Below are 25,172 nucleotides of genomic sequence, written 5' to 3' on the forward strand. Positions count from 1 at the left end.
TATGCCAGCACCGCCAATGAAAGACAAAGTAACAGTCTATACGCCTACCAGTGAAAAAGATAAATACGGAAAGCCCGCGTTCTCTAAAGAAACTTCTAAAGCCCGTGTGCAATACACATCAGAAGTATTTCAATTATCTGATGGAACTAAATTTGCTTCTTCTGTAAAAGAAACGGATGGAAGCAAGTTTACATCTACACTTAAAGTTACTTTGCCGCCTGAAACGCGAATTGAATACGGTTCTGAAATCGAATGGTTAGGCCGGTTTGGTGAAGTGGTCAGGGGTGATGTAACAGTGTTAGAAGAGACACTTAATTATTCCGGCAAAAAAGTTTATTTTAGGACCGCTTACGTTGGCAAAAAGAGATCATATTGATGTTGAATTTCAAGGCATGAAAGAGCTGGAACAACTATTTGAAGAAATGCCGGAAACCTTTGAAACAATCGCAATTGAGGAAATGACTATGTACGGCAAGCTTGTAGAAGAAGGCGCTAAAGCGCTGGTTCATCATGATGAAGGGGATTTAGAAGATTCTATTTCATTTGATGAAGCAAAACGTGTCGGACAAGAAGTTGTGGTTGAAGGTGGTTCTAGTTCTGTTTATGCATGGCGCCGACATGAAGAACCTTATCGTCCTGGTACACACACCAAATATGATAATGGCGCGAAATATCCGCGTTACTATCTGAATGGACGGGGTAGAAGAACGCTAACCAAGGCCCGTTGGCGTGGATATAAGCCGGGCAGAAAGTTCATGCAGAATGCTATTAACGCTACAGAAGCGGATTATAACAGCATGAACGAACGCATCCGTGACAGAACTTTAGAAGGTGATGCTAAATGATCCAAGAATTTTTGATGAACAAAGCTAAACCGGTTAAACCTGATTTGGAATGGTCCGTTGATTATTACACTGGACTTGATAGAACAGGAACCGTTTATTATGAGGGTGGCCGCGCAGCATATCAAAATGATGAAGCACAAACGCGCCGTCCGGAATATATGATTTTCATTCGGTCTTCTGATTTCAGTGAAGCAGAAGTAACCGCTCATAAATTATACAAGCTCTTTCACATGCAAACCGTGGATGAGCTTGTTTGCGTTCCTGAGCTTGAAACGTGTTACCGCGTGTACTTTATTCAAGCCGTATCGGAACCTAGCCGCTTAGGTGTAAGTGGCGATGTAATGGAATATTCACTGAATTTATTAATCACTTTAAAGGAGGAAATAAACGATGGCGGGAACACCACAAACTAAACGTATTCCTTTTGGTATGTCAGATATTACAGTTGGCGAAGGTGCTAACGTAATGAACTTTAACGGTAAAGACAACCTACAAGCAGAAGGTGGAGAATTAGTTATTACACCTCAATTCACAGAAGTTAAAGTAGCTGATTTTGGTGAATCAACTTATGACAAAATTCTAGTAGGTTGGGAAGCGAAATTAACTATTACTGCAGCAGAAGAAAGCATTGATAACTTTGAGTTAGCGATGGCTGCAACTGTAGCTATTACTGATGCAACATCAGGCGCTAAAGTAGGGTTAATGGATGCAGCTTTAGGAACTTCATTAAGAAGCAAAGCTAAACGCGTAAAAATTCATCCACGTGTGCTAGGTGCAGATCAATCACTTGATATCACTATTTATAAAATGGCGTCTGACGGTGACTTTAACCGTAGTTCTGCTAATGAACAGGGTAACGTCACTATTGAAATGTCTATGTTCATTCGTGACAACTTTGATGCATCTAAACCTGGTAACTTCTATTACATCGGTGCAAAAGATCCAAACGCTGCAGCTTAATTAAATAAATCAATCTAAAAAGAAGAGGGCTGAATTCAGTCCTCTTTTTCATTCCAAGGAGGAAAATAACATGGCAACAGTCATTACATTAAAAATCAAAGATCAAGAAGGTAACGTAAGAAAAGAAAATCATGAAGTTGAAGAAATTGATGTATTGCAATTTAAGCAGCTCATGAAAACGATAAAAGAAATCATGGCTAAAGTGAATGAAAATGAAGATTTGAAAGTATTGTTTGGTTCACTAACTAACGGCCAGGGATTAGAAGATGAAGATGCAGCAGATCAAGATGTAATTACTAAAGCGATTGCTTCTTTTGATATGTTAGCGGTTGAATTGCCTGACCAAGCTTTTAAATTACTAAGCATCTTGAGTGGCGTTGAACTTGATGTAATGGAAAGACAAAAGCTTAAAGATGTTATGGACATTTATGATGCTGTTTTAGAAGAGAATGATATGGATGATCTTATAAACCGCGCAAAAAAGTCTTTAGCGTTGACGCAAACAAAATTCAAGTTCAAGAATTTCATGGAGAAAGTGAAGACGACAACGGAAAAACCAAAAACAAAAGCAGCAGCAAAATAAAAATAGAGCTGCATGAAGCGATAATTTACCGCCTTGCACCTTTACTTGGTGGGCGTTCAGAAGTTCTCAAATTACCGCTTAGAGAAGCGTTAGGGCATATGAGCTTATTGAAAGATAAAGATGAAATGGAAGCTAAAAACAAAGAGTTTGATAGATGGATAAACTTTCTTTCACTTGCTCATTCACATCCATTACAAACGGATGATTCAGAAATGAAACAAGCGAGAAATCAATTCATTGAACTGATCAAGCCGAAAGTAGAAGCTGGTTCAAAAGCGGATAAGCGATTTGAAACAGACATTGAACTGCTCAAGAAGTTAAAAGCCCAACAGGAAGGAGGGTAAATAGTGGCCGGAATTATACGGGAAATGCGTACTATCTTTACTGCTTCTGCAAATGGTTTGTTATCCACTGTTAGAGGTGTTAGGCGTAGTTTGCAAGGTGTAAGTAGAACTTCACAGCAAACGGTTAGGGAGTCATCGCGTAGTTTCTCACAGATGAATGATAGTGTTTCAGCGGTTAGTGACACAATTGATTCATTAAATGACCGTAGAGCATTAGATGACTTAAACAGAGCTTTAAAAGATTCACGCCAACATTTTGAGCAAACGCGCCAAACCGTGAACGATTTAGAACATGAATTTGAAGCGCTTGGTGAAACAAACTCATTCAACAAGATTGATAGTTCCCTTAATCGTGTTCAACAAGAAATGTCACGTACAGGAAAAGTTACGCAACGTAGTTTGAGCATGATTGAAAGAGAGTTAAACAACATTGATGATGTGCTTGATAACTTAGGTGATGGCGGTGCTTTTGATGAAGTTCGTGATTCTATCAAGGGTGCTGAAATCCAATTTAAAGCATTGAAACGCGCAGCTGATGACGTTGACTTTGAACGTAAATTTAAACAACTTCCTGAACACTTGAAAGATTTCGGGCGTGAAATGAATGCTTCTAGTCGTGAAATTAGAAGAATGAGCGTTCAAGGTACACAGTCATTAGAACAAATGGCTGATGCAGCTATCAAATCAAGTGTAGCTATGAATAAAATTACAAGCGTTACAAAGACCGGTAAAGAAGCAATTAAGACTATCCAAGGTTTAAGCGATGCTACCAAGGAAACACAATTAGCTATCTTAGGTCTTAATCGTGACGGTACAGTGAAAATTTCAACAGAAGAAACTACACACCGTCTTGCTCAATTCAAAGAAGAGTTAAACGATTCAAGAAAAGAGCTAGAAAAGTTGCGTGATGCTGGTGATTTCGGTTCTTATGAAGCTGGAATGAGAGTTGTTGAACAAAAGTTGCGCGATGTTGACAGGGCTATGATGGCCGCATCACGTGGCGGTAGAGCTTACCAAGCTATGATTACGGAATTAGGCGTAAATACATCAGATGCAGCGAATCAGGCAGCTATCCAAATGGAAGCATACAAGGACCGTTTTATTCGTTCAATTGATATGATGAACGCAAGAAGCAATCAATCAAAAAAGATGATGGATATTTTACCGGAAGTCAGTCATATCCAAAGGATTGATAAATTCTTTTTAAACATCGGTAATCGTTTAGAAGATATGGGTAAGCGTGGAACAGCGGCTAATATCGCATTAAGCATGTTAGGCCGTAATGCCAGTATGAAAGACCTGAATGATAGAATTATGCTCATTAATCAGGGCTTAATGCGTATGAATCAAGTTGCTATAGGAGTAGGGATTGCATTAGCTGGTTTTACAGTAGCGATGTTTAACGCAGCAAAAGGTCCTGAAATGGCTGATGTATTTGAACAGCGTGGTCAGTTATTGCTTGATTATCAAAAAGCAGTACAAGATCGTACACAAGAAATTGTGGATACCTGGGGATTATTCGAAAAGGCTGAGGTGGAGAAAACAAAACCTGAAACCTTGATGAAAAATCTGCAAGGTCAAGTAGATGTGATGAAGAATTGGGCTTCAAACATTGATAGTTTAGCTAAAAGAGGAATTGACCAGGGATTGCTTGATTCTCTCAGGAAAATGGGACCGGAAGCAGCGGGCCAAATTCAAGCACTTACTAAAATGTCTGATTCTGAATTGAACAAGTATGTTGCACTATGGAAAGAAAAACATGCTTTAGCTCGTAAAGAAGCACTAACAGAATTAGAAGGATTACAAAAAGAAACATCCGAAAAAATCAAAGCGCTTGAAAATAGTTTAACACCTTTAGGTATTTCACTTGAAAAAGCTAAATCCACTTGGTTAGAGGCACTACAACCTTTCATAGATATTTGGGGTAAGATAGCGGCTAAAGTGGTTGATGGTGCAACAGCTATTGGTAACTTTGTTAATTCGGTCAATCAAATGAATCCAAGTATAACAGCAGCAGCAGGAATGTTTATGTATCTCTTCACCGCAATGAGTTTAATTTTATCACCTATGGCTATCGGTATCGGTAGAGCAAAAGGGATGCAAGCGGCCTTTTCAGCAACCTTCTTGATCATCAAACCGTTTGTTCTTGGTATGTTGAGGATAGCGGGAGCTGCAACGGTGGTTTCAGGGGCCTTAGTTCTAGTAGGTGGAACATTTATTAAGCTATGGAAAAACTCAGAGGATTTACGCAATGCTGTTATGCACTTGTGGGATACATTGAAACAAGCGGGTAGTACCATTGCAGCGCCTTTTGTTAAAGCATTCAAAATGATAAGTGATGAAGTAACTACTCTACTTAATAAATTGATTGGAAGCGATGCGCAAAACATGGCTTCTTTTTGGCAATCCATCGGGGATAAAATAGCCGTTGGTCTGAATAAAGTGAGCGATGCTATACAACCAATTGCTGAAAAAATAGCTAGTGTAGTTGATGCATTTGTTGAGTGGGAAGGTTTTACACCTGTCATTCTAGGACTAGCAGCAGCGTTTGTTACCTATCAAGGAATAGTTACAGGTGTTGCAGCTGCAGTAAAAGCTTGGAACCTAGCACAAAAAGCATCAGTGGCTATCATGGGTATTGTTAGAGCGGCTATGATTGCTTATACATTAGCAGGCGGTGGTTTGCAGGGTGTTATAGCAGCGGTAACAGCTGCACAAAGAGCGCTTAATTTAAGTATGATGATGAATCCTATAGGTTTAATTATCGCGGCTTTAGTTGGTTTAGGCGTGGCTTTTGTCGTGGCCTATAACAAGTCTGAAACCTTCCGTAATTTCGTTAATAAATTATTTGATGCATTTAAAACAGGTGCTTCAGCGGTTTGGAATTTCTTGAAAACGTATTGGCCGGAAATCCTAGCGATTATTACCGGACCTATCGGATTAGCGGTTTATGCGGTTGTTAAGTATTGGGATCAAATAAAATCAGCGACATCAACAGCTTTTAATGCGGTGATTTCCTTCTTTAAACAGTGGGGGCCGTTACTGCTTGCTGCTTTAGGTGGACCGATTGGATTAGCCGTTTACGCGATTGTGAAAAATTGGGATTCTATAAAATCTTCAACTATCTCAATTTTTAATGCAGTCAAGGATGCAGTAGTAAACGCGCTTACGAAAGCTAAAGATTTAGCGGTTGGAATCGTACAAAATTTTGTGACGAACGTAAAAAATGACTGGAATAATTTAAAAAATAATACAATTTCAATTTATAACTCAGTCAAAGATTTCATAGTCGCGGCGTTTAATTGGATCAAAGATAATGCAACCAAAATCGTACAAAATTACATTAACAACGTAAAAAATAACTGGAACGCCTTGAAAAGTTCAACAGTGACGGTTTACAACGAAATAAAAACGTTCCTTTCAAATTTGTGGACATCTTTGAAAGATAATGCGGTCAAAGCGGCTCAAGCTCTTTGGAATGGTGTTAAGTCACAGTGGAATGCATTAAAAGCTGGAACAATCAATATTTATAACGCTACAAAATCCTTCCTAACAAATTTGTGGTCTAGCTTGAAAGATACCGTGTCAAAATACGCTTCTGCAACGTGGAATAACGTAAAAAGCCAATGGAATGCGTTGAAGAGCGGAACAATTAATATTTACAACGCGGTGAAAAAATTCCTGTCTGACTTATGGAGCGCTTTGAAAAATCTCGTAACAAAAGCAGCTCAAGGTCTTTGGAACAATGTGAAAAATCAGTGGAATGCATTGAAAAATGGAACAATCAATATTTTTAATTCGGTGCGAAAATTCCTTTCAGATTTATGGTCTGGAATCAAAAATAATGTGACAAAATTAGCATCATCAGCAAAAGACGGTGTAGTAAATGCATGGACTTCGCTACGTAACCGCACAACGGAAATGTTCCAAAGTATCAAGACAAAAGTGAATTCTGTTTTTGATGATATCGTTTCAGGTGCTAAAAAATTACCTGGACGCATCGGTGATGGTATCAAAGCAATGGCCGGTGGCGTGAAAAAAGGTGTTACTTCATTTGCAAACACTTTAGTTGGGGCGATGGGTAAAGGCTTAAATGGTGCAATTGATGGCGTGAACTGGGTACTTAAAAAGATAGATGTAAAAGAAATTTCTAAATGGACAATTCCAAAATACAAGCGGGGAACAGACGGGCATCCGGAAGATGGTCCTGCTTGGGTTGGTGATGGATACAAACCTGAATTAATGCTTAGACCTGATGGAACTGCTGCACTAAGTCCAAATAAACCTACACTTGTCAACATGGAAAAAGGAACAAAAGTATTGAGTGGTGAAAAAACAGCTCAATTCATGCGTTCAATTGCTGCTCCGATGTATAAAAAGGGTAACGTTATCGGTGACGCTGCAAAAGCTGTTGGTAATTGGGCTAAAGAGACAGGCGGCAAAGCAGTAGATAAAGGACAAGAACTTTATGAGCATGCAAAGGATAAGACAGTAAAAACAGCAAGTAAAGCAAAAGATTTAGCTTTAGACGTTTGGGATTACATGTCTGATCCGGAAGGACTCATGAAAAAGGTGTTTGGTAAATTCATTCCTGATCTACCGAAACTAGGTAGTGCAGCGGGTGACATTCTAACCGGCGGCGTGAAGAAAGCAAAAGATTCTACAGTTGGTTTTATCAAATCAAAACTAGATGAATATATGTCTTTCTCAGGCGGCGGGGGCGATGGTTCAACCGTAGGTCCTGGTAGTGGATTCGGCGGGATGCATCCATATGTTGAATACTGGTACAACAAAGTGAAAGATAAGTTTGGACCTACTAAATTTATGGGTGCTTATAACAACCGTAACGTGCGGGGCGGTTCTAGTAAGTCAATGCATGCTTATGGCCGCGCCTTTGATATTGGGGGTTCCCACAAAGTTATGTCACAAATTGCTGAGTGGGCGCGTACACACATGAATAACTTACAATACGCAATTTACAACAGAAGAATTTCCGGGCCTGGTATGGGTAAACCTTGGAGACATTACAGCGGGGTGAATCCGCATACTGACCATGTGCATCTAGACTTCATGGCGCAAGGCGGTGGCGGTGCTGGTGGTAAATCCGGTAAAGGTGCAGAAGCTTGGAGAGGTGCAATTTTAAGAGCTGCAGCACAAATGAAAGAGAAAGTAACACCTGCAGAAGTAAACGGGATTATTGCCCAAATTCATAGAGAATCCAAGGGTAACGAAAAAATCACTCAAGATCCGCGCGTTAATGATATTAACGCAAGAACTGGAAATTTGGCAAAAGGATTGCTTCAATATGTGGGGTCAACATTCCGAAATTATTCCGTGAAAGGCCATAGCAACATTTTCTCAGGCTATGATCAATTATTAGCGTTCTTTAACAACACGAAATGGAGAAAAGATTTGCCTTATGGCCGTAGGGGTTGGGGGCCTACTGGAAAACGCAAATATGAACGTGGTGGAATCATTAACTATGAACATGATGCAACAGTAGGTGAAGGTGGAAAACGTGAAGTTATTATTCCACTTGAACAATTCCGCGCCCGTGCGTTACAGCTCTTTAGATATGTAGGTGAGCAATTAGGTTTTGATATGGACATGTTGATGGATGGTAGGTTGTCTTTATCATCATTACTACAAGGTTTAACTAACAATGCAGTTTCAGCTATTACAACACCAGTTCCTTCATTCGCTGCAGCTGATTACGCTAATACAACAAACCTAGTCAAAAACTATCCAGCTAATGAAAAACCTAGTCAAACGCCTGAGCGAAATAGCCAAGATGATAAGCCTATTCTTGTAGAGCTTAATATTGATGGTAAATCGTTCGCTAAAGCTACTTACAAAGCACGTAAAGAGTATGACAGTAAGCAAGATGATGTTAAAAAACGATTCTAGGAAGGGGTGATAACCTTGGGTATTACATTTAACGGGGAACGCCGAAGTTATTTGAATATCGCACCAGGCTGGAAACGTCCAGCTTGGGCGCCGATTCAAAGAGACATTCTAAAAATTCCAAACCGTCCAGGTGGTTATCATCAGCGGACAACCGTAGACGTTCGAGAAATCACTATTCCCGTGTGGATAAATGCAAAGAATCTACAAAAGATCAAAGAAGATTTAGCTGCTTGGTTGATTACAGATGAAGCAGCGGAATTAATCTTTGATGATGAACCGGACCGCGTATATTATGCGTTGGTTGACGGTTCATTTGATCCTGATGAAATTGTGACACTTGGACAGGGTACAATAACTTTTGTTTGTGCTGATCCTTATAAATATGCCAAAACAGAAAAGGTTGCTGATTCAGTCATTTCAAACGGTACTGCACTAACAACAGTGAGTAACGCCGGGACTGTTGAAACTCAACCAGTTATAGAAATTCAAATTGATAAAAGCTATACAAACATTGATATTACTAACGGTGAAGAAATCAACCGTATAGGCCGCGTTGTTAATTTAGAAGATTACGCAGTAGATAAAGAAGAGACTGTATTGAATGATAAATTAACTTCAATTGTCGGGTGGGCTAAAACGGAAGGACGCGTAGGGATTGATGGATACGCAACGGGCAACATGAAATCCGATGGATACCGTTTTATAGCTCAAGATTTTGGAACTACTCAAGACGCTTGGCATGGTCCTTTTTATAAAAAATCATTAGGGCAAACTTTAACAGATTTTCGCATGGAAGCAATGGTGGAAATTCTAAATACCAGTGAAGACAAATTCGGAAAGGTTGAGGTCTACTTGTTAGATGAAAACAACCTTTCCGTTTGTATGTTAACAATTAAAGATGTTGATTCATCCGGAAAGCGTAACTATGCTACAGCACGAACAGGCGGCGGTGATGCAGGGTACAGGGATATTGTTAGCACATCCGGCGAAAAGGAATCAACTTACTGGAATTTCTACGGAATATTACGGGTTGAGCGGGTTGGCACACGCTGGACTGCTTATGTTGCTAAAGTGGATAAAAACACTGGAAAACATACAGCAAGGACGTTCAAAGAATTTAATGATGTAGAGCAGCAATTTATGAGAAAACCGACTCAAATAGGCATCTACATTGCACAATACGGAACGCGTCCGGTTCCATCGCTGAGAGCTGATGATGTAAGAGTGTATAAGATTAACCAGCTTACTAAAAATCAAATTCCTTACATCGTAAAGCAAGGTGATGTAGTCACTTTTGATCATAAGAGTAAAGATATTTTAGTAAATGGTGAATCACGCCTTGATTTAAAAGCATTTGGTGGTGAATATTTTCCTCTCAATCGCGGTGATAACGTTATTGTTACAAGCCCGGCCTTGCCTACTAAGGTAACGTGGAGGGAGAAGTTTAGATGATCCACATTCTTGAAAAACAATCAGATGATATTGTTGCTACGCTTGATGAAAGCCTGCATTCAGGGGAACACAAAAGAAATCCACAGTTAGAAGAAACGTTTGAATTTTCTTGTCCTGCAGATCATCCAAAAGCGGAATTTATTGTAGGAAGGAATAGGGTTGCAATTCCTGATGAAGACGGTAATTTTCGCGAATTTATCATAGATGACATTGAACGCGATGAAGAAGTAACAGCAATTTGTACAGCATCCTATTTAGACCTACGTAAGCAAAAGACTATTGAGCCTAAAGAATTAACAGGGCAAACAGTCAGAACCGCCGGTAACTTTGTGTTAGATGGTACTGAGTGGGAAATGGGTGTAACAGATAACGAAAACATCAGAAAAATATCTTTTGACTATTCAGATCCTTATGAATCAATACAGCTGGTAGGAAAAACTTTTAACCGTGAATTAGATTTTCGTGTGGAAATTGACGGAAACCGCATTGTTAGACGCGTTGTAGATATGCTTGAGCAAGTTGGAGAATTCAGGGGTAAAGAAGTTGAATTTGGAAAAGACTTGCTTAATTTGGTGCGTAAAGAAAAAACAGATGACATTTTAACAGCTCTTTTGTGCTTAGGTCCTGAAAAAGATGATGGTTCACGGCTTTCTGTTGTCGTGCAAGATAATGATGCATTAAGACGTTGGGGCCGAAAAGGGAAGCATTTGTGGAAGATATATGAGCCTGAAAGTTCAGATGCAGAAATGACAAAAGAGCGTTTAACTTCTTTAGGTAAAACTGAATTAGCCAAACGGATCAACAGTATTGTTGAATATGAAATTTCACAAGCTGATTTAGAAAACGTTCCAGGTTATCAACATGAAAAAGTTAGGTTTGGGGATACATTACGCATTAAAGATTTACACTACATTCCTCCTTTGTACGTAGAAGCGCGTGTAATTAGCGTAGAACGTTCTTTAGTTGATAAAGCATCTAAGAACTATACATTAGGAGAATTCGTTGAATACTCTCAGCGGGATGTATTAGCTGAATTTGATGATTTTAAAAAGAATCTAAGGGTTAAGATACTCAGACAACCAACGCCGCCAAAAGGGGCGTTTAATGTGTTGTGGATAGATACATCTAAACCTGTAGAAATTCTTTACACCTGGGACGGTTTTGAGTGGAGAAAAGCAACACCTACAACAGCTAGTGAAATAGGAGCTGAAACGCCGGAAGGTGCGCAAGAAAAAGTAGACAAAATCAAAAACGATATTGTTTACAAAGTAGAAATAATTTCAAGCAATGGCATGGCATTTAAAAACGGTTTAATAGATACAGAGTTAACCGCACGTGTTTACAGAGGAAAAGAAAACATAACGGATACATTGCCAATAGAAGCGTTCATTTGGACGAAAAAAGATAGAGCGGGCAATGTTGATTACGTTTGGACAAATGCACACAAGAATGTAGGTAGCAAGATATCAGTTAGTACATCCGATGTTTACCAGCGCGCCACTTTCTATTGTGACATTGATATACCGGAAGAACAAAAAATTAGAAGAAGAGAGAGTGGAATTTTATGACTACTGTAGCTACTGGTTCAATGAGTTTAGTAGATTTATCGGATGCAAGACAACTGCAAGCTTTTATAGGTTCATCACAACAAAGACAAGTTATTTATAATCCCAACGGTGGAGCTTACACACCTAACTATGCATCAAGTAATAATGTTTTAACACCTCAGCTTTTTATTGCTGGTAACAATACAGATATTGCTTCTCAAGCAAAGAGCATTAAATGGTTTTATCAAACGAACAGCTCAGGAAATTATACAGAAATTACAGCTAGTGACACTACTTATACTTTAGGTACAGGGGCCGTTAAAACTCTCACAATCAAATCAAACGTTTTAGCTTCAAATAACTCTATGACTTACATGGCTGAAATTGTTTACACTGATCTAGGAACCGGATTCGATGTTACAACAAAAGCAGAATACGAGATTGTGAAGGTAACGAACGGTTCAAACGGTACGAATGGTACAAATGCAATTATGGCCGTATTAAGCAATGAATCTGCAAACGTACCAGCTGATGCAAACGGCACGGTTTCAAGTTATGGTGGAGCTGCAACAACTATTTCAATCTTCAATGGTGCAACAGATGATACCGCGAACTGGACCATTACACAAGCGTTATCAGGTATTTCAGGTACAGCATCAGGTACACCAGCAAACAGAACATTTACAACTACAGGTATGAGTGCAGATGTAGGAACCGTTACTTTCAAAGCGACAAGAAGCGGTTATGCAACTATTACGAAAATATTCACTGTAAATAAAACTAAAGGTGGAGCTAACGCAACATCTTACTGGTTATCTCAAAGCGTTTCAGCAATCCAAATGAACATTTCAAAAGCTTACACACCGTCTAGTATTACATTCTCAGCATTCGCCCAAACGGGAGCGGGAACACCTTCTGCTTATGCCGGAAAGTTTGTTATTGCTGAATCAACATACGGTTCAACATTCACTGATAAATATACATCAGCTTCAAATGAATCATCTAAAACATATACACCAACAGCTCAAGCCACTTCTGCAATTAAAGCGGTTCGTGTGCGCTTGTATCAAGCTGGTGTTACACCATCGGCAACAAACTTTATTGATGAACAAATCATTCCGATTGTTGCAGATGGTCAAACAGGTCAAGCCGGTGCTGATGCGGTAACAGCTGTTGTATGGACGCCGGAAGGAAATGTAGTGCGTAACTCTACAGGAACGGTTAAAGCTCATGTGGATGTATACAAAGGAGCGAATCAAGTAACTGGTACAGCGTTCAAGTGGTACTATCAAGATGCTTCTGCTACAACATCAAGCGGTGGTGATGCAGATGGCGGTAATGGTTGGAGATTAATGAAAGATGCTGCAACCGCAAATGGTGTTACAGGTTATACAACTGATACAATCACTATTCCGGCAAGTGCCATTCCAAGCGTTGAATCATTCAAATGTGTTGTAACTTATGGTGGCGTTAAATATTCAGATGTTTGCACCGTAGTAGATGTTAGTGATCCGTATGTTGTAACAATCGTAGGAACGAATACATTTAAAAACGGACAAGGAACCGTTACTTTAACAGCTGAAGTTTTTCAAGCTGGTGTAGAAGTTGATGCTGCAGGAACCATGTTTACTTATAACTGGTCCTTGTATGATGCTAATGGTGTGAAAAACACAACCTGGAATACAACCGGAAGCAAGACAGGGAAAACAATTACTGTTGCTGCATCTGATGTAAATGCAAGGGGTAATGTTGTGTGTGATTTAGATAAGGCGTAAGAAGAAGGGGGGAATTCCTCCTTCTTTTTATTTTGAAGAAAGGAGGCTAATTGATGGCAATTGCAACAGGTACATTTTCATTAGTTGATTTAAACGATGCAATAGTAGCGGGAACAGCACCAGCAAACCCTTCAATTGATACTCTTTGGTTAGATACAAGTGTCACTCCTAACATGATGAAAAAGTGGAATGGTTCAGCTTGGATTGAAGTAGGTGAACTTGATCCAAATTATTCAGACACTATTGATGGCATTCAGAAAAGCATTGATGATATTACAAGCGATAGCTTGATTGATTATACAGAACGAAAAATTTTGAAGGATAGAATAACTGAAATTATCGGTTACGTCATCGCGGATAGTGCAACCACTTTGCCGACAATCACAACACTTGATGGTAGTAGTAAAGGTGAAGTTTATTCGGTAAGAAAGCAAGCTTTAAATGCAGGTATGGCAACGGTTGATTCTTTGTATATAGCTGTAGCAACACAATATACGAACTTAAAAACCTATTTGGATGGTTTAACACCGGTTAAGATTTGGGATCTATCAACAGTTAATAAATCAAAAACAATCAGTGTAACGAAATCAACATTCAGGGATAAGTTCCTACAATATAATAATGCAGTCAACGCATTGAAAGAAGCTATTGAAGCAAAGCAGAAACAAAATGTAGATGATGTAGTTGTAGGTGGGGCCAACTTACTTGAGTTAACGGGTATGAAAAATTACGCCAATAAATTAAGTGCTAGTGTAGGGACCGGCGTAGCTACTTCATTATCTTTTGTTACTGAATCTACTGCACCATATGGCGTTGCAGCTCAAATTCTCAGAACAGATACATCTACAACTAGCGGTGGCCGTTATTGGTCAGCTCCAAGATTAACAGTAGGTAAAAAATATACTTGGTCCGGTTGGGTTAAAGGTTCTGGAACCTGGACTATTGGACATGAGCAAGGCGGGCAAAAAAACGTAGCGTTAACAACTACTTGGACTTACGTAACTTTTACGTTTACTGCTACAAATGCAACTTACAACAGCTTTACCTTGTATAGAATTACAGGGCAAACAGGCGGCGAATTGAATTTTCATTCTCTTAAATTAGAAGAGGGAGATAAAGCAACTTCCTGGAATCCGCATGTAAAAGATATTACAGACGCAATTGATCAAGCTGATGGCAAAGGACAAAGCGCTTTAGATAATTTGTCTCTTAATGGTACTAAGTGGTCTGATGCAGCAGAAGCGGTTACTCTTTGGAGATTCAACGGGCAAAATTCAATTTTTAATGGAGCTGCAATAGCAACAGGAACTATTTTTGCGCAGTCTCTTTTATTAGCTGATTGGACGAACCTTGTTGAAAATCCTGATTTTGAAAACGATACGTTAAACACATTCCCTTTAGGATACTATCCAAGTTATGAAGCGAATAGATCAAAGAACAGGGTAGAGGATATTTCCACTTTCCAAAACGGGAACGGTTCAAATAAAGCTTTAGCTATGGATGCTTTACAAAGCTCCAATAACAGTATTTACGTAAATAACCTTATACCTGTTACAGCTGGTGAAGAAATGTTTATTCAAGCTACAGCACGTTATTTAAACACGGCGGGAACAGGTAATGGAAGAGTAGGTTTTTTATGTTATGACGCTAAAAAGCAATCATTAGACATTTGGAATACGCCGTTAAGATGGACCGAATCACCAAAAACAACAGCATTCGTTACAAAAAGCGGTTCTTTTAAAGTTCCTGATGGTACTGCATATTTACGTTTTTACATCAGCTTTTCAACTAATGGTGAAACAACAAATAAATTTTATGTAGACAATCTTATTTGGCGTAGAAAAGCAAATGCTGATTTAATTGTTGACGGTACAATTGAAGGCCGACACATTAAAGGTTCATCCGTTGAATTTGATAAATTGCAAGGTGGAACTGCTACCCTTGGAGGGGCAAACAATGTTAACGGTCAATTAATCGTTTTAGATGCAAATGGTGATTTAGCTGTAGGGTTAAACACTTTAGATGATGACGGTGTAACTTATTATTCAGGATTTCAAAACGTTGTAGCAGAAACTTTGTTTGCATCTAAAAGCATTAAAGCTCCTAACATTGTGGAAACAACTACTGACGTCATTAATTTATATGTTGATCCTATCAACGGAAATGACGATAACCCTGGTACAAGTTGGGCCGCGGGAGCATTAGCAACTATTCAAGAAGCTGTTAACCGTTTACCTAAAATACTTTCTCATGATGTACGCATTCAAACGCATTATTCAAATGCAGCTGAAATGTATGAAAATGTTATAGTTGCAGGGTTTACAGGTAGCGGAAAATTAACAATTGATTTTCAAACAAACTCAAATGTAATTTACGGCAGCATGCAATTTTACTATTGTACGGTAAATGTAAATATTAACAGAGGTAAAATTGTTGCAACCAGTGATTTTGCGCCTTTATACGTTGAGGGTTGCGCAGCTGTTCATACTTCTTCAACTATAACCGATGCGAAGAAGTTAACGGCCTATGCTTGTTACTTCCTAAGCTCATATGGTGATGTTAGATCAAGTGAATTTTATAACGGAACAAATTCATCTATCCTTGCCGGCTACGGTTCACGTATGGATGTAATTAACTGTAAAGGTTCCGGTGGCTTAAATGGCATGAGAGCATACCGTTCATCATTTATTGCCGGTTCAGGAACAGCACCAACAGGTTCAAGTAAAAATGAATTTGGTGATGAGGGTGGAATTGTTCAGGGCGCTTGGACTTATCCAACATCTACAGCTCCTTCTACACCTGCACCAGCAACGTATACAACAGTTACAGTAACAGCTAACAGTGGTAATTCATGGCGCTCAGGTTTTGGTGGTCAGTGGTATGGCGGGAATGTTCGTCAAGCTCTTTGGACCAGCTCTTACGGGCGTTATATGGGTTATTGGTTCTTTGGTACTCAGTTCAATCAGTTCAATGGAAAAACAATTACAAAGGTTCGCATTTGGGCGCAGCGTTATAATGGCGGCGGTTCTTCTGCTTCAAAAAACGCGCGTTTTGTCTTACATGGTTATCAATCGCAACCGTCTAGTAGTTCACAACCTACTTTCTATGGTGGTCTTTCCACTGGTACAGCATATACAGCAGGATTCAAGTGGGGAGAAAGTAAATGGGTTGATGCAACAGCAGCGTTTAAAAATTCTATTAATCAAACTTCTGTTTATGGTATTGGTCTTTGGATGTATGCAGATAGTCCGTATATGATCTTCAACAATAATCTAAAAGTTGAAGTAACATATAAAAATTAATTAAAAAAGGGGAAATGTAGAAATGGCTATGGAAAAATCAATGTTAAATTACGATGAAAGTTTACAACAAAATATTGCAGGAAACACACACAAAGTTCTTTATTTAAACCCTGAAACACTAGAAATTATGGCTGTTGATTATGTAACACCGCCTTTTGTTCTTGGTGTAGATTCTCTTAAAACAGCAAACATGACAGCTGCAGGAATTAACGTTCCTTATATCATCGTAGAAAAGGATTATAATGGCGTTATTACACAGGATTTATTAACAGATTTTCAGCGTGAAATTGCTTATAAGGTGTTAGAGGATAATTATAAGCAAGCTCAATTGAATTTAATGGCAGAATCCGATGACTATGAAGAATATCTCATGAAAGATACCATGCTCAAAAAGAAATATTTTGCAGTAAAAAAAGAGATTGCACCTTCGATAGCTCCACTATTATTAGACCTTAGTTTAGTTTAAAGTTTGTGAAATCTAAAAAAATCAATTAAAAAGAGGCTTGGATTTATTCTGGCCTTCTTTTTATTTAAGGAGGTTCCTATGAAGTTTTCAGCTGATATCTTTGATTTACGCTTACTCATTAACCCCAGTTTTAGCTTTGCCGGTATTGCTGGTGGATCGATTGGGATAGTATTAAATGCTTTATATGGCAATTCACAAGTTAATATGTACATTGCTTTATTGCTCATTCTTGTTGTTGCATTTGATTGGTTAGGAGCTATTGGTGCAGCACTAAAGGATGGGTCTTATTCCAGTGACTATGGCATTCGAGGGGTAGTTCGCACAACTGTTATTTTAATGTTGCCTTTAGTTGGCCGTTTAATGGATACAATCATAGGTACACCCGTTGTCATTGCTGATGTACCTATTAGCGGTTTTTATTTATTCATTTCTTCCGGCTTAATTTATCACAGTTGGATGAGCATGACGGCAAACTTCGCAAGAGCTGGATATGATAAATGGATACCAGAGTGGATGTTGAAAGCTGTAGCATCTGAAATTAATGCTAAAATAACACGCTCAGAAGGTCGTAAAGAAGCTATATTAGGTAATCAAGTACAAATACCACCAACTGTAGAAATACCTCCTGTAGCGCCTGTAGAAACGCTTAAAAATGATTCTGAAACAAAATAATTCAATTGTAATTGAGGGCCGCTGTGAAATGTGGCTCTTTTTATTTAAAAAGGAGGAAACACGCGATGACTTATAAATTTGAACAGCTCGCTCAATTAGTTGATAAAAGAGGGAAATTACCAAGCAAAGGCTCTTATAGTAAACGAGCAAATGGTGTCAATTCAATTACAACTCGTGTATGGCATCACTCGCTAACAAAATTATCTGCAGGAGGCTCTAATATTGTTTCCTTTGCAAACTTTCACGTTGGAACAAACGGCTGGCCAGAAGTTGCTTATCATTTAATTATTGATCCAAACACAATTATTAATGGTAAGGCAGCTATCTATTATTGTGTAGATATTAGCAAACGTAGTTATCATGTTGGTAACAGCAATACAATCGGTCTTGGAATTTGTGTAATTGGCGACTACCGTACTGATAAATTAAGCAAGGCAACCATTGCATCCATTATTGATTTGCGTAATGCATTAATTAAAGATGGTATCGGTAAATATGATAAGTCTCACAATGAAATGCCAGGTTACAGTTGGAAAGCATGCTGCGTATATGACTATAACAAAGCTTTCAAAGATATCTTAGAAACAATTGCACCTGGAGCCAACCAAAAGCCTTCATTACCACCTGATTTATATACAATTCAAGAAGGAGATACATTTTGGTCAATTGCTGAAAAAGATGGTCCAGCAGGCATTACAGTAAATGATTTGATTGCTGCTAATCCAGATATACACCCAACACAATTAAAGGTAGGTCAAACTATTAAATTAGGAAAAGCTCAACATGCATATACACCAAAGCCAGAAGCGTCTAAAAAGCCACAATCCGCTTATAAATACCCATTACCTTCACAGGTTCTTAAAAAGGGCTCACGAGGCGAATTGGTGCGTCAATTACAAGCTGCATTAGTTGCTGTTCACTTTTACCCAAATAAAAGTGCTAAAAACAATGGTATAGACGGCATCTATGGAAATGATACGGCGGATGCAGTACGACGTTTTCAAAGTGTGTATGTTCCTGGACAAGCAGATGGAATTTATGGTCCAAATACACAAAAGAAACTGCAAGCGGTCTTAAAATCTAAAGGATATTAAAAAGAAAAGCCCACTACTCAATTGAGCGGTGGGCTGTTTTTTATTCGTACATATAAGCGAAAATCTCATATCTTTCTGGTTCTTGCAATTTCCCGAAGTTTTGCCATGGTGAATCTGTTTGAAACGGCACACTTTGATTTGGGTTAAACGTTTCTTGTACTTGGCCATAAGATACCGTTACAAATTTATCATTCTTATCATAAATAGCTGCTGCTATTGTTACGTGGTCAAGAGGTGTATCGCTTGTGTTCTTCACTTTACCGATCATTCGTAAAAATACACTGTTATCATCCGCTGTTAGTAATTCTCCTTCAATCGGCAATTCAATCGCTTTTTCTGTTGTTTCTTCAGGAGTAACCGTCATTTCGGCACTTTTAAAATCATCTGAACTTGCGATAGGTAAATCTGTTTCATTCATCACATACGCTTTTTGTCCAGGTTCTATAACATGAGGAGATACCCATACAGTTGAATTGGTGCTAGATCCAATGACATTACCGTCATTATTTTCATAAGTAACAGTGATGTTTGATACATCTACAGGGATATTGCTTTTATTTTCGATAACAGCCGAATAATTCCCCATCAACTCTGTGTCATCTTCATACGTATAACTCGCTTCATCTACGATATCTACTGACAATTCAACTGGTTTCTCATCTTTTGCAACAGCAGTAGCTTTTTCTTCTTCCTTCGGTGTTTCGCTCACTTTCTCATTCCCACAACCTGCTAATAGTCCTACCGCTAACATACCTACAAGTAATTTTTTCATACCCATCCTCCTACATAAATTTACCTATAATGACAAGTTTTATTATAAACGTAAACGAAAAGCATGCAAGAGTTAGTTCTTACATGCTCTAAATAAGATCTAAAAGGCTCAATTTTCTCTTTGGAATAGATCGTAAACGGAACAATTCAATAGTTCTGCTAATAACATCGCTTTGTCAACAGGTGGTAATACGTTTCCTTTTCTCCAAGCGAACAATTGATTGACAGAAATGCCTAATTTAGCTGCGATGAACTTCTTAGACATTCCGCTCTCTTTAATGTAATGATCAATATTATTTTTCCATTTCATCTACATCACCACTATATGTAATTCGATGCGTATGTATGCTTATCCTTCTGTTATTAATTACGTTTTCATAAGTTATCACAAATAAAAAAACAAATTAAAATTGATGGACAATGTAAGTTTTAGTTCATGTGCCCATATAGTGTATTAACCAACGGGTTACCAACCGCTTTCAAATCTAGTTTCGGACAGCGTGAAGGGGGACCCAATACACACCAAAGGGGGAACAAATATGATTTTAGGTATTGATGCAGGAAATTATGAAGTAAAAGTAGTTAATGAAAATGGAGCATTTAAGTTTTTGTCGTGTTTAGGTGAAGCAAGAGAACGTCAACTTGTCTCTAATTTCGGTGATGATCTTGAGTATGAGTACAATGGACAAAAGGGGTTTGCTGGAACATTAGCAGCGTATGAGTCTGTTTTCCGTCGAGAAATGTATGGGGATAGTAAAGCTCATGAAGATGCAAAAATACGTGTTTTAATTGGTGTCCACCGCTATGCTGAAGGTTCAGAACACGATATTGTCATTGGGCAACCCATCTCAAAACACCAGGAAAAAGAGAAAATGAAAAGCATGCTGCTAGGTAAACATACCTTAACTTTAAACGGTGTGACCAAAACCTTCTATATTCAACATGTGAATGTAGCGCCAGAAGGAGCGGGAGCAATTGCTTCTTATACAGGAATGGAGCAGAAGGTTCGGATTTTAGATATCGGAAGCGGTACAGTAAACTGTGCAACTATTTTTAATGGTAGATTCATTGACCGCGATAGCTTCACAGCTCCATTTGGTGCAAACACTGAAGCTCAAACTGATTTGAAGTTGTTAGCGGAATCTATCGTAGCCTACACCACGAAGAAGTGGAGTAAAGGTGATGTGGTACGGGTATGTGGTGGTATCTCAGACTTTGCTATAGATCATTTAAGTAAGTATTTTACAAACATAAAATTACTTGAGCCTATTATCAATGGAGAGTCTATGCATCCTGTATTCGCTAACGCTGCTGGTTTTTACGAATTAGGGAAGAAGGTTTACGTATGAGAAAACAATTAAATGTTAGTTTCAATACAAAAGATGCTTTCGAAATTCAACTCTTAGAACATTCATTAGACCAAGGTGCTTTTTCAAAATATATTAAGCGTTTGATTCAAAGAGATATGGAAGGGATTCCGGTTCGAAGACAGCAAACTATTGTAAGGAAATTGGACGTAGAAGCAGATTCATTCTTTTGAAAAACGGTCGCGCCAACACATAAAAAAGATGTCGCACGAAATGTTAGAAGGAACAGGCATCTTTCTCGATATCCGCGCATACGTTACTACTACAAGCGTCGCTCGCAAGCGGTAGTGATAACGTGCTACTGTTTGTGAGCGAATTTTTCATCTGTAACGGTATTACCGGTAACACCGAAAGGATGATGTTTATGAGTGAAAACAAGCGAACAAAGCCAGTCGGTTTTAACATCAAAAATGAACGTGATCAGAGGATGTTAAAGTATGTGGCTAGACGTAATTTTAGTGGCTATGTCAAAAACTTAATTGAAGCAGATATGAAAGCGAAAGGGAAGTGGGAAGAAGTCGAAAAAGCTCCTGCTCCTAAAAAGGAACAGAAAAAGGATGCAGAAGTTAACAAGTTCGATGCGCTAAAAGACAAATTAAAAAGACCCAGCAAACCGCCAGGTCCATTTATTAACCAGCCAAAAGATTGACTAACATTCCAATTGCGTATCCTGCTCCAGCAGCAATAATAATATGCATGTTCTCAATCCCTTCATGTATATGTGAATACGTTTAGAATGTCCTGCTTTCATCATCTTTATACACCAAGGAGGAAACAACATGAAAACTGAAGTGATTCCATTTCGTGAGTTTATGAACGGTGATTATAAAAAGAGTGTAGATCAAACAACGAAGATTTTAACATCCACGTTACCGATGTTGGTATTAATCACACCGAAATTAGCGTTTGCTGCAACCGCAGATGCTACGTTTGGCAATGTTCATAAGGCAATCATGAATGCGTTCGACGCGGGTGTTGTGTTGGTCATTATCTTCGCTGGAGCATCGTGGGGGTTTGGACACCGCACAAAAGCCATCGAGATTCTAATTGGCGTATCATGCGGATATATACTTGCTCGTCATGCAGTCGATATCAGAAACTTCTTACAGGGGATATAAGCCATGAAATTCACATTACAAAACGGAGTTCTTCAGACAGCGATGCCGGATAAGTACATCGGAACACCAGCAAAAGACGGAAGTTGGATGGATTTCTTCAATAATTTTTCCGAAGCATTCATACAAGGAGAGGTTGAGTTGATTTTAAAACCTCTCGGTCATTTTCTGCACGATTTTGGTCAGTTTTTATGGGAGTGGTTTATCTTCATTCTACCTGACCTAATGGGGTATGGAGCCATCTTATACGGCGCTATGATTATCTTAGGAGCTATGACAAGCAAAGGGCAAATGATGAAACATCTAGGGCGCTTCGGAGCGTACTTAATTGCAGCAACTTGCATCTTAGGGAGTGTGTGAATATGGAGATTAAACGTATTGACAGTAACTTGCCAGCTACAACCAAAATGCAATACCCAGTGCTATACAATGGGGGTCTACCTGCTGAAATTAAACAGGTGGATCCACCAAAAACAAAATGGTTTCAAAAAGTAAAAACGATTAGTTGGAGTGAGTTTTTTCAATACGACCAAAATGAAATGGTGGTATATCGAATTACGCCACATGCTGATGTCACCAATAACAACAAGCGGTTATGGAAAACTATTTATAAGATGTATGAAATGTACGAAAGTCCGAAAAGTCGCTTAGATCGTGAAGGATTTAAATTGCATTATCGTGAGAAGGATTACTTTTGGTTTGATATTGTCTTTAAACAGCAGAACAACGTCAAGCGTATCGAATTTTATGTCAGCACCTCACGTTATCAAGCGCAAAAATTAAAGCGTAAACTTGAAAATAAAATGAGCATCACAATGACAGAAGCGGATATAAAATCATTACAAGTACCAACAGAACATACGATTGTGCAAGAATTACGATACTTACATCATGATATCTTTTCATTAAACAGTAACACTAGCGACGTCAAAACGCCTATCTCAAATATTTTAAACACGCTAGACGAATTACAATATGACGGAGATTTTGCTCGTCTTAGCATCTGCAATGAAGCAGAAAACCGCACCAAATGGGTAAAAAACGCACAATGGGCCTACGAGAAATTACGAAACGGCAAAGTTCCGCAACGAGCCACAGCTAACGGAAAACGTATCACGAATGGCGCGAAAGTCGGAGTTGCCGGTTTGGTAAATGAAATTAACTCATTGGTAACAGATACATTCCAAGCCTTCGCAAACACATTCTTCAAGTCAGACGAAAACTTCAAACACAAAAAGGTGATCGAAAAAGCACACTCAGTCCAAGATGAAGTGTTCACTACTCGTGTTAGTCATGAAAAAGGGAATCAGCCTGTATTTAAAAGTCGTATACGTGTTGCTGCCCATTCGCAAGACCGTTTAACCAGGGATACGATTAGTGAAACCCTATCCTTATCGTTAGCGGATTTGAGTGAAACAAATGAACTGCATGGCATTAAAGTAAAGATGCGTGGTCGTAAAAATGAAATTATTAATGAAATGAATACAATGAAACTATCAAAGAAAACAAAACTAGATCCAAACGTTAACCTTATTAGTACAGATGAAATGAGTAAACTAGCACTTCAGATGCCTAATAAAGATATTCAGCGTAAATATGCCGATGCTTTAAACACGAAGCAGCGTGTTGAAGTTGAAATACCAGCAGCACTTCAAGACAAAAATGGCATCTATTTAGGTGAAGCGACTGTAAAAGATGTAAAGGTTCCTATTTATATGCCTGTTAGCAACCCTGATAATTTTTACCGCGGGTATGTCTTTACAGGAGGACAGGGAGCCGGAAAAGATACAGCTATCAAAAACTTTGTTGTAGAGGGGAATTTGAAGCACGGCATCAGCTTTATTATTCCAGATGCCATCGTTGAAGAAGGTGATCGTGGAATGGCAGATGGCATACGCGATGCATTGCCACCAGAAAACATCATTGACATTGATTTGAACGATGATGATTTTATTCCACCACTGGACCTAACAGAAGTTATCCAATCTCTAGGACGAAACGGCACAAGTCGATTTGCTGATGAAATGATTGACTTCATTGATATTGAAGGACTCAATCGTTCCGAAAAATATTTAACGGATGCAGCCAAAGCAAGCGGCGGTTCACTCTTTAACATTAAGCGGATTATTGAGGATGAAGATTATCGTGTTCAACGTATTGAAGAACTAATAGCAGAAGGGAATACACGCCTTGCCAGTGAGTTGGTTCAATGGGGAGATAATAAAGAATTAGGAACAAAATGCGATGCTATTCTACATCGTTTAAACCGCTTCTTTGGTAACGAAAGACTTTATGATATCTTTGCTCAAGAACCATTAAAAGAGCTGGATTTCGCTAAGTGGATGCGTGAGGGGAAGGTCATTATCCTACGGGTTCCAAATGGAAGAGGATTAGGAGAACACGCTGTCAAAACGTTGGTTCATTGGATTACCTTAAAGGTGTTTATGACTCGGTTACTGATGAGCAAAGAAGAACAGAAAAATGGAGCATTCATTGTTTTTAATGAGCCTGAACAATATGAAAGTGAAGGGTTAACGAAATTAATGGGACGCATCGGCACAGAGGGACGTAAGGAGAGGTTAGGAAGCATTTATGCATTTCACCATTGGAATAAGTTACAACCTTCCTTACAAGAGAATTTACAAGGTGGCGGTGTGCAACAGTTCTTATTCCGTAATGATCATACAAAAACATTTGAATTATCGAAACATCGGTTTGAAGATACCATTCCACTCGAGCAAGCGTTTAAGTTACCAGATCACCATGCAATCATCAGCGTAAGAGCAAGTGGTGATATGCAACCAGCTTTTATTTGTCATATGGCTCCGCCAGTTAAACAAACATATAATAATAAACATCTAACTAAACAGCATACCAAACAATACGGGCGACCTTGGAAAGAGTTGCAAGAGTTATGAGCTATCACATTTTGTGGTGGCTTTTTTATGTAAAAAATCGTGTAGGTGAAATAT

22 protein-coding genes are annotated in these 25,172 nt (G+C 38.7%); 20 read left to right on the forward strand and 2 right to left on the reverse strand.

The genetic code is table 11. The features are described 5' to 3' along the window. Nucleotide 1 precedes the first annotated feature (1 nt). From MKZ18_RS06625 to MKZ18_RS06690, 14 genes are all read left to right on the forward strand, one after another. Entirely contained in the window at nucleotides 2-376 is a 375-nt protein-coding gene (locus tag MKZ18_RS06625; protein ID WP_255905650.1) for a hypothetical protein, read from the forward strand. Next, entirely contained in the window at nucleotides 354-845 is a 492-nt protein-coding gene (locus MKZ18_RS06630; RefSeq protein WP_340842704.1) for an HK97 gp10 family phage protein, read from the forward strand. The genes MKZ18_RS06625 and MKZ18_RS06630 overlap by 23 nt, the downstream gene beginning before the upstream one ends. Further along, nucleotides 842-1,258 (forward strand): hypothetical protein, encoded by a 417-nt coding sequence (locus MKZ18_RS06635; protein ID WP_340842703.1) that lies wholly within the window; start codon nucleotides 842-844, stop codon nucleotides 1,256-1,258. Before MKZ18_RS06630 ends, MKZ18_RS06635 begins: the two co-directional genes overlap by 4 nt. Next, a complete protein-coding gene (locus tag MKZ18_RS06640; RefSeq protein ID WP_255905647.1) occupies nucleotides 1,236-1,805 on the forward strand; it encodes a hypothetical protein in 570 nt (189 codons plus the stop codon). Before MKZ18_RS06635 ends, MKZ18_RS06640 begins: the two co-directional genes overlap by 23 nt. A 70-nt stretch (nucleotides 1,806-1,875) precedes the next feature. Then, on the forward strand, nucleotides 1,876-2,388 hold the full coding sequence (locus MKZ18_RS06645) for a hypothetical protein (RefSeq protein ID WP_340842699.1): 513 nt from the start codon (nucleotides 1,876-1,878) through the stop codon (nucleotides 2,386-2,388). A gap of 98 nt (nucleotides 2,389-2,486) precedes the next feature. Beyond that, nucleotides 2,487-2,732 carry a hypothetical protein gene (locus MKZ18_RS06650; protein WP_340842698.1) on the forward strand — a complete coding sequence of 82 codons (246 nt, stop codon included), beginning with the start codon at nucleotides 2,487-2,489 and terminating at the stop codon, nucleotides 2,730-2,732. 3 nt (nucleotides 2,733-2,735) lie between these two features. Beyond that, entirely contained in the window at nucleotides 2,736-8,639 is a 5,904-nt protein-coding gene (locus MKZ18_RS06655; protein WP_340842696.1) for a hypothetical protein, read from the forward strand. A gap of 15 nt (nucleotides 8,640-8,654) precedes the next feature. Further along, nucleotides 8,655-10,091 carry a distal tail protein Dit gene (locus tag MKZ18_RS06660; protein ID WP_340842695.1) on the forward strand — a complete coding sequence of 479 codons (1,437 nt, stop codon included), beginning with the start codon at nucleotides 8,655-8,657 and terminating at the stop codon, nucleotides 10,089-10,091. Then, complete coding sequence (locus tag MKZ18_RS06665; RefSeq protein WP_341344514.1) at nucleotides 10,088-11,659, forward strand: phage tail spike protein; 1,572 nt, start codon at nucleotides 10,088-10,090, stop codon at nucleotides 11,657-11,659. Before MKZ18_RS06660 ends, MKZ18_RS06665 begins: the two co-directional genes overlap by 4 nt. After that, on the forward strand, nucleotides 11,656-13,413 hold the full coding sequence (locus MKZ18_RS06670; protein WP_340842692.1) for a hypothetical protein: 1,758 nt from the start codon (nucleotides 11,656-11,658) through the stop codon (nucleotides 13,411-13,413). Before MKZ18_RS06665 ends, MKZ18_RS06670 begins: the two co-directional genes overlap by 4 nt. Nucleotides 13,414-13,466: 53 nt before the next feature. Continuing rightward, the gene (locus MKZ18_RS06675; protein ID WP_340842690.1) at nucleotides 13,467-16,715 is read left to right on the forward strand and encodes a hypothetical protein; all 3,249 of its coding nucleotides are present in this window, start codon (nucleotides 13,467-13,469) and stop codon (nucleotides 16,713-16,715) included. A gap of 22 nt (nucleotides 16,716-16,737) precedes the next feature. Then, nucleotides 16,738-17,181: a hypothetical protein gene (locus MKZ18_RS06680; RefSeq protein ID WP_340842687.1), complete on the forward strand. Its 444-nt coding sequence runs from the start codon at nucleotides 16,738-16,740 to the stop codon at nucleotides 17,179-17,181. 78 nt (nucleotides 17,182-17,259) lie between these two features. After that, complete coding sequence (locus tag MKZ18_RS06685; protein WP_273122677.1) at nucleotides 17,260-17,853, forward strand: phage holin family protein; 594 nt, start codon at nucleotides 17,260-17,262, stop codon at nucleotides 17,851-17,853. A 65-nt stretch (nucleotides 17,854-17,918) separates the two neighbouring features. Beyond that, complete coding sequence (locus tag MKZ18_RS06690) at nucleotides 17,919-18,947, forward strand: peptidoglycan-binding protein (RefSeq protein ID WP_273122679.1); 1,029 nt, start codon at nucleotides 17,919-17,921, stop codon at nucleotides 18,945-18,947. A 40-nt stretch (nucleotides 18,948-18,987) separates the two neighbouring features. Here the strand turns inward: MKZ18_RS06690 and MKZ18_RS06695 are convergent, their stop codons facing one another. Then, complete coding sequence (locus MKZ18_RS06695) at nucleotides 18,988-19,719, reverse strand: FxLYD domain-containing protein (RefSeq protein WP_340842683.1); 732 nt, start codon at nucleotides 19,717-19,719, stop codon at nucleotides 18,988-18,990. Nucleotides 19,720-19,827: 108 nt separating this feature from the next. Then, a complete protein-coding gene (locus tag MKZ18_RS06700) occupies nucleotides 19,828-20,028 on the reverse strand; it encodes a helix-turn-helix transcriptional regulator (protein WP_340842681.1) in 201 nt (66 codons plus the stop codon). 229 nt (nucleotides 20,029-20,257) lie between these two features. Here MKZ18_RS06700 and MKZ18_RS06705 point away from each other — a divergent pair, with 229 nt between their 5' ends. The 6 genes from MKZ18_RS06705 to MKZ18_RS06730 all read left to right on the forward strand — a co-directional run bounded on the left by MKZ18_RS06705 (nucleotide 20,258) and on the right by MKZ18_RS06730 (nucleotide 25,118). After that, a complete protein-coding gene (locus MKZ18_RS06705) occupies nucleotides 20,258-21,067 on the forward strand; it encodes a ParM/StbA family protein (RefSeq protein ID WP_340842680.1) in 810 nt (269 codons plus the stop codon). After that, nucleotides 21,064-21,258 (forward strand): hypothetical protein, encoded by a 195-nt coding sequence (locus MKZ18_RS06710; protein WP_340842677.1) that lies wholly within the window; start codon nucleotides 21,064-21,066, stop codon nucleotides 21,256-21,258. Before MKZ18_RS06705 ends, MKZ18_RS06710 begins: the two co-directional genes overlap by 4 nt. Before the next feature lie 191 nt (nucleotides 21,259-21,449). Continuing rightward, nucleotides 21,450-21,734, forward strand: coding sequence for a hypothetical protein (locus MKZ18_RS06715; RefSeq protein WP_340842675.1), 285 nt, complete (start codon nucleotides 21,450-21,452; stop codon nucleotides 21,732-21,734). A gap of 130 nt (nucleotides 21,735-21,864) precedes the next feature. After that, nucleotides 21,865-22,203 (forward strand): glycosyltransferase, encoded by a 339-nt coding sequence (locus tag MKZ18_RS06720; protein ID WP_340842673.1) that lies wholly within the window; start codon nucleotides 21,865-21,867, stop codon nucleotides 22,201-22,203. A 3-nt stretch (nucleotides 22,204-22,206) separates the two neighbouring features. Continuing rightward, complete coding sequence (locus tag MKZ18_RS06725) at nucleotides 22,207-22,560, forward strand: hypothetical protein (protein ID WP_025910624.1); 354 nt, start codon at nucleotides 22,207-22,209, stop codon at nucleotides 22,558-22,560. A gap of 2 nt (nucleotides 22,561-22,562) precedes the next feature. Further along, nucleotides 22,563-25,118, forward strand: a complete 2,556-nt coding sequence (locus MKZ18_RS06730; protein WP_340842670.1) for an ATP-binding protein — start codon at nucleotides 22,563-22,565, stop codon at nucleotides 25,116-25,118. The last annotated feature ends 54 nt before the right edge of the window (nucleotides 25,119-25,172 follow it).

It is taken from the genome of Priestia sp. FSL W8-0001, assembly GCF_038050335.1.
In the GTDB taxonomy this organism is placed as follows: domain Bacteria; phylum Bacillota; class Bacilli; order Bacillales; family Bacillaceae_H; genus Priestia; species Priestia flexa.

Bases quoted from the DNA above. Each gene is read 5' to 3' on its own strand.
- MKZ18_RS06625 (WP_255905650.1), top strand. From the start codon at position 2: ATGCCAGCACCGCCAATGAAAGACAAAGTAACAGTCTATACGCCTACC.
- MKZ18_RS06635 (WP_340842703.1), top strand. From the start codon at position 842: ATGATCCAAGAATTTTTGATGAACAAAGCTAAACCGGTTAAACCTGAT.
- MKZ18_RS06640 (WP_255905647.1), top strand. From the start codon at position 1,236: ATGGCGGGAACACCACAAACTAAACGTATTCCTTTTGGTATGTCAGAT.
- MKZ18_RS06645 (WP_340842699.1), top strand. From the start codon at position 1,876: ATGGCAACAGTCATTACATTAAAAATCAAAGATCAAGAAGGTAACGTA.
- MKZ18_RS06650 (WP_340842698.1), top strand. From the start codon at position 2,487: ATGAGCTTATTGAAAGATAAAGATGAAATGGAAGCTAAAAACAAAGAG.
- MKZ18_RS06665 (WP_341344514.1), top strand. From the start codon at position 10,088: ATGATCCACATTCTTGAAAAACAATCAGATGATATTGTTGCTACGCTT.
- MKZ18_RS06670 (WP_340842692.1), top strand. From the start codon at position 11,656: ATGACTACTGTAGCTACTGGTTCAATGAGTTTAGTAGATTTATCGGAT.
- MKZ18_RS06675 (WP_340842690.1), top strand. From the start codon at position 13,467: ATGGCAATTGCAACAGGTACATTTTCATTAGTTGATTTAAACGATGCA.
- MKZ18_RS06680 (WP_340842687.1), top strand. From the start codon at position 16,738: ATGGCTATGGAAAAATCAATGTTAAATTACGATGAAAGTTTACAACAA.
- MKZ18_RS06685 (WP_273122677.1), top strand. From the start codon at position 17,260: ATGAAGTTTTCAGCTGATATCTTTGATTTACGCTTACTCATTAACCCC.
- MKZ18_RS06690 (WP_273122679.1), top strand. From the start codon at position 17,919: ATGACTTATAAATTTGAACAGCTCGCTCAATTAGTTGATAAAAGAGGG.
- MKZ18_RS06695 (WP_340842683.1), bottom strand. From the start codon at position 19,719: ATGAAAAAATTACTTGTAGGTATGTTAGCGGTAGGACTATTAGCAGGT.
- MKZ18_RS06700 (WP_340842681.1), bottom strand. From the start codon at position 20,028: ATGAAATGGAAAAATAATATTGATCATTACATTAAAGAGAGCGGAATG.
- MKZ18_RS06705 (WP_340842680.1), top strand. From the start codon at position 20,258: ATGATTTTAGGTATTGATGCAGGAAATTATGAAGTAAAAGTAGTTAAT.
- MKZ18_RS06710 (WP_340842677.1), top strand. From the start codon at position 21,064: ATGAGAAAACAATTAAATGTTAGTTTCAATACAAAAGATGCTTTCGAA.
- MKZ18_RS06715 (WP_340842675.1), top strand. From the start codon at position 21,450: ATGAGTGAAAACAAGCGAACAAAGCCAGTCGGTTTTAACATCAAAAAT.
- MKZ18_RS06720 (WP_340842673.1), top strand. From the start codon at position 21,865: ATGAAAACTGAAGTGATTCCATTTCGTGAGTTTATGAACGGTGATTAT.
- MKZ18_RS06725 (WP_025910624.1), top strand. From the start codon at position 22,207: ATGAAATTCACATTACAAAACGGAGTTCTTCAGACAGCGATGCCGGAT.
- MKZ18_RS06730 (WP_340842670.1), top strand. From the start codon at position 22,563: ATGGAGATTAAACGTATTGACAGTAACTTGCCAGCTACAACCAAAATG.